The sequence below is a fragment of the Rhodohalobacter sp. genome (assembly GCF_041686455.1).
GTDB lineage: Bacteria > Bacteroidota > Rhodothermia > Balneolales > Balneolaceae > Rhodohalobacter.
In genome coordinates, this window is the sequence record NZ_JAWLDW010000198.1 from 1 (window position 1) to 3,154 (window position 3,154).

5 protein-coding genes are annotated in these 3,154 nt (G+C 39.3%); 4 read left to right on the top strand and 1 reads right to left on the bottom strand.

The genetic code is table 11. The features are described 5' to 3' along the window. The first annotated feature begins 205 nt into the window (after positions 1–205). Complete coding sequence (locus ACESM0_RS13460) at positions 206–376, top strand: hypothetical protein (protein WP_372906720.1); 171 nt, start codon at positions 206–208, stop codon at positions 374–376. A 78-nt stretch (positions 377–454) separates the two neighbouring features. Here ACESM0_RS13460 and ACESM0_RS13465 read toward each other — a convergent pair whose 3' ends face one another. Further along, positions 455–946 carry a DUF411 domain-containing protein gene (locus ACESM0_RS13465; protein WP_372906721.1) on the bottom strand — a complete coding sequence of 164 codons (492 nt, stop codon included), beginning with the start codon at positions 944–946 and terminating at the stop codon, positions 455–457. Between the two features lie 192 nt (positions 947–1,138). Here ACESM0_RS13465 and ACESM0_RS13470 point away from each other — a divergent pair, with 192 nt between their 5' ends. The 3 genes from ACESM0_RS13470 to ACESM0_RS13480 form a co-directional block, all read left to right on the top strand. Next, entirely contained in the window at positions 1,139–1,543 is a 405-nt protein-coding gene (locus ACESM0_RS13470; protein ID WP_372906722.1) for a DUF2267 domain-containing protein, read from the top strand. A 124-nt stretch (positions 1,544–1,667) separates the two neighbouring features. Next, positions 1,668–1,871 (top strand): dodecin family protein, encoded by a 204-nt coding sequence (locus ACESM0_RS13475; RefSeq protein WP_372906723.1) that lies wholly within the window; start codon positions 1,668–1,670, stop codon positions 1,869–1,871. A gap of 82 nt (positions 1,872–1,953) precedes the next feature. After that, positions 1,954–3,154, top strand: a 1,201-nt coding sequence (locus tag ACESM0_RS13480; protein ID WP_372906724.1) for an MBL fold metallo-hydrolase, incomplete at its 3' end; no start/stop codon positions are given.

Consider the following 3,154-nt stretch of genomic DNA (forward strand, 5'->3'; position numbering starts at 1 on the left):
TTAGATGAAGAAACAGTTAAGATTTTACCCTAACTTATTGATTAAAAGTGGATTATGGGTTTTATTGATAGAAAACCGCTTACACAAAAAAATATTTTTTTACCATTTCTAATCGGAATTTGACAGAATTAGAAAATTCAACTTTAAGTAGTAGATTTATAGAAAGGAAGCAGGTTGAACGTCACATTATAAACAAGGAGATGATATGAAAGTATTTGGGATTGTACTTTTGATTTCGGGCATAATATTTACCATCTATACAGGATTTGCAGATGTTGCAGATGCTACGCTAACAGTGAGCTGGGGGCCTTGGGTTGGTATACTAGTGTTCCTGACCGGTGGCTTTTTCTACTTCAGGGCCAGAAATGAGGAATAAAAGCTTATAATAGAAGTGCTTAATTGCCCGAAAGATTAAAATGGAGATTATAATGGGCAATTAAGAGGGAGGGAGTTGTCAATTATGAGTATTGTATACGTACATGCTCTGCTCATCAAAAATCACAGATTGGTACGTGTTCTCAACAGGTTGATCCATGCCGGGTGAGTTTGGTGGCATTCCGGGAACAGATACACCGATTACAGCCGGACGTTCTGCAAGCAATCTTCGGATATCTTCAACCGGAACATGACCTTCAATAATGTACCCATCAGCTACTGCAGTGTGGCAGGAGCTGAGCTGGCCGGGTACTCCTTTTTCACGTTTCATTTCATGTAAATCTTCCACCAATTCAGAAGTCACATCTACACCATTATTTTCAAGGTATTTTGCCCACTCTACGCAACATTCACAACCTTGGGCATGATACATTGTCAGCTCAAAAGATCCGTCGAAATAATCGGGTTCATTATTCACCTCTTCTTGCGAGCCATGGAACATGAAAATCCAAAAGCCTACACTGGCTGCTAAAAAAAGAATCAACAGGGGATAAAAAACTTTGTTATTCATAAAAATCAATAAGGTTGTAGTCAGTTCATTGCCAAAAGATAGAGAGAAATTGAGTGTTAAACATAAACTTTAAGGATTCAATTTTGCTCTAAATAAGAAGGCATGCAGTTTTCAAACGCCATGAGTTATTCTATCGTATACAGATTATTTCGAATTTTGATGATATGAATAATGTTGTAGAGATGAATCGGAATGAGAGATTTTACGGATATGCAAATACAAGAGTATCACAAAGAGATCATTCAATCACTGGATTACATAAATGACGATAAAACAGCGGAAGAAACCGTGAAGGCCGTTGCCGGAGTTATAGCAAGTTCGGTAGATGAAAAAACAGCACGCGATTTTACAGCAGCACTTCCTAAAGAATTGGATTATGACACGCTCAGGGGAAATCAAAAATACGAAAATGATGATACCCCAGAAGATTGTATTGAAATTTTGAAGGACCAGTTTGGATGGCACGATGAGCAAGCACTGACAGCGATATGGAAAGTGACCAATATCATATCTCAAAATGCACCGGGTGAAATTAGTGAGCTTATGGTAAAGCTCCCAAGTGAGTGGCAAGCTATTTTTGATCAACCGCCAGAGTAGAGAGAAAAAGTTATTCCGATCAACTGAATGAGACTAAACACGGAAATTATGCAAGAGTTTACAGAGTAATGGGTACACGTTTTTCGTTTTCTAATCACAAGGCTAAATAAAAAAAGGAGAAAAGATGGCAATCGTAAAAGTAATAGAAGTAATAGCGAGTTCAGATAAAAGTTTTGACGATGCAGCGAGAAATGCATTGAAAGAGGCATCAAAATCGGTAAATAATATAGAATCGATCTATGTTAAAGAGATGAATGCTAAAGTAGAGAACAACGAAATAGTTTCTTATGGAGTAAATGCGAAGGTATCTTTTAAAGTTGGCAACTAAACTGCGTTTTGTACCATAATAGCTTTTAAAATTCATCTCAGGCCCGGCGAGTTTTCACCGGGTCTTTTTTAATTGAGGAATTATGAAATTATATACAATTGGAGGATACAACGAAGTCGGGAAAAACATGACCGCAATTGAGGTCAGGGATGAAATTGTTATTCTAGATATGGGATACCATATGGAAGAATTGATTGATATGGAAAATCCCGTAGAGTCAACTGCTACTAAAAGCCTGATTCACTCCGGTGTTATTGCCAACGATCGTGAGCTTTATAAGCAAAAAGAGAAAGTGAAGGGAATTGTGATTGGTCACGGGCACTTAGACCATGTGGGTGCTATAGCAAAAATGGCCGGTTCTTATAACTGCCCGATCTTTGCCTCTCCCTACACAATGAAAATTATTGAAGAGCAGATCAGTCAGGACGACAAGGAGGTAAAAAATGAAAGAATCGTGCTTGAGCCCGGAAAGATCCATAATCTCACATCCAAATTTGCAATTGAGTTTGTGAAAGTTACCCACTCAATTCCCGATACCATGTTAACCGTGCTTCATACACCTGATGGACGGGTAGCGTACGGACTGGATTTCCGAATTGACAGAAATCCGGTTTTAGGAAATACTGTTGACTATGAAAGACTTGATGAACTTGGCAGCCAGGGAATAAAAATTTTAGTTGGAGACTCTACCCGCGTTGCCGACCGGGGAGCCAGCTCAACCGAGTCGGCGGTTAAAGAACAGCTGCAATTCAAATTTGACCAACTTTATGAAGATCGATCTGCTATTGTTGTAACAACATTTTCCTCTCATATTGAACGGCTGAAAAGTATTCTGGAGGTAAACGGTGGTCGACGAAAAGTGGCATTTATTGGCAGATCTCTGAAAGATTATACACAACCTGCTGAAGATCTCGGATATTTGGATTTGAAAGGAATACAGGTGGCAAGTTATCGGGATGAAGTAAACGAACTGTTTGAGAAAATCGGGGAGAACAGAGAAAAATGGTTAATTGTATGTACCGGAAATCAGGGGGAAGAAAATTCGGTGCTTGAAAGATTATCGAAAGACCAATATCCGTTTCAGCTTCAGAAAGGAGATCATGTAATATTTTCATCATCAACCATTCCCACGTTGATAAACAAAGCCGATCGATACCGACTGGAGAAGAATCTCAAAAAGAAAGACGTTAGCCTGCATCTGGATATTCATGCGTCGGGTCACGGTCATCGAGAAGACCTAAGGCTCTTGATTCAGACCCTGGAACCGGAGATCATGATTCCCG

What these genes read in the sequence shown, in the direction of transcription:
- ACESM0_RS13465 (WP_372906721.1), bottom strand. Translation starts at nt 946, where the DNA reads ATGAATAACAAAGTTTTTTATCCCCTGTTGATTCTTTTTTTAGCAGCC.
- ACESM0_RS13475 (WP_372906723.1), top strand. Translation starts at nt 1,668, where the DNA reads ATGGCAATCGTAAAAGTAATAGAAGTAATAGCGAGTTCAGATAAAAGT.
- ACESM0_RS13470 (WP_372906722.1), top strand. Translation starts at nt 1,139, where the DNA reads ATGAGAGATTTTACGGATATGCAAATACAAGAGTATCACAAAGAGATC.
- ACESM0_RS13460 (WP_372906720.1), top strand. Translation starts at nt 206, where the DNA reads ATGAAAGTATTTGGGATTGTACTTTTGATTTCGGGCATAATATTTACC.